Origin of the sequence: Caulobacter sp. CCH9-E1 (assembly GCF_001556515.1) — a bacterium.
Classification (GTDB): domain Bacteria; phylum Pseudomonadota; class Alphaproteobacteria; order Caulobacterales; family Caulobacteraceae; genus Caulobacter.
Map to the genome: position 1 here is coordinate 1 of NZ_LSJA01000246.1, position 1,018 is coordinate 1,018.

At 65.0% G+C, this 1,018-nt stretch carries 2 protein-coding genes; both read right to left on the bottom strand.

Annotated elements, in window-relative coordinates:
* Positions 1-82, bottom strand: an 82-nt coding sequence (locus AX690_RS24285; protein WP_369798215.1) for a hypothetical protein, incomplete at its 3' end; no start/stop codon positions are given.
* A 235-nt stretch (positions 83-317) separates the two neighbouring features.
* Positions 318-752, bottom strand: coding sequence for a hypothetical protein (locus tag AX690_RS13880; RefSeq protein ID WP_066684176.1), 435 nt, complete (start codon positions 750-752; stop codon positions 318-320).
* Positions 753-1,018: the final 266 nt, after the last annotated feature.

A 1,018-nucleotide genomic window follows, 5' to 3' on the forward strand; every position in this document is an offset into this window, starting at 1 on the left:
CGTCAGATGTGTATAAGAGACAGGCGTAACCTTGAGCGGCGAGAGCCCGCTCAAGAGCGGGGTGGGAGGCGGGGAAGGGCATATGGGTCCAGTTCACGTCTGCGACCGCGCACACAAACACGCGCGGCTCGCGCCATGACCAAATCGGGCCCCTTTGAAGCCTTGAACGCTTCCCTCGGACCGCTTCTTGGTCGAATTCCAACAAAAATAGCCCCCTTCCGCCGCCGAAGCGACACGAAGGGGGCTCGATGAGCGGCCTTATGCGCTTGTTGCGGCGCAAAAAGCAAGGGCGGAGCGAAGAAGGGGCGGCCTCGGCCTTAGATGAGGCCGACGTCTTCGCGACGTCGCGCCGTCAGTTCGCCGGCCAGTCGGGCCACGCCGGCGGTCAGCAGACCCAGCATCGCCATCATCAGCGCCTCGGCCAAGCCTGGCGCCAAGATGGGCAGGCTGGGCGTAACCCCCATATTGGCGATGCCGACCGCGCCGGCCAGCAAGGTGTAGGCGGCCGCGGCGAAGCCGAGGGGCAGGGCGCTTCGGGCGATCGCGCTCAGCCATTTGGCGTCTCGTCGGGCGATGGCCGCGACCGGCGCGGCGATCAGTCCGGCCAGCAGGATAATCGCGATCAGCTTCACGGGAATCGCGGCGTTGGAGAAGACGGCGACCAAGGTGAGCGACTTCTCGGTGGCGGCCTGGGCCGGCGTGTCGAGGAATATCGCGCCGAGCGCGGCGAAGGTGACGTGGGGCAGACGCATGCGATCTCCTTTTAAGTGATTACGACTGTAAAATCCCTCGAAGGGTTACGTTTGTAAATTTTAAAGTCAACCTCGGTTGTGAAAGCCCTCCACGGCCGCAGGCCCCCGCCTGACCACGCTCCGCGTGGTCGTCCGCCCCCGGAGGGGGCGGAAGGAAACGCGCCTTCTTCCCCCTCCGGGGGAGGAGCGCGTCAGCGCGGAGGGGGCAAGTAGGAGCGTTCGCGGCGCTCTATGATCCGCGTATCCGGACTCGAACCGAACGATTT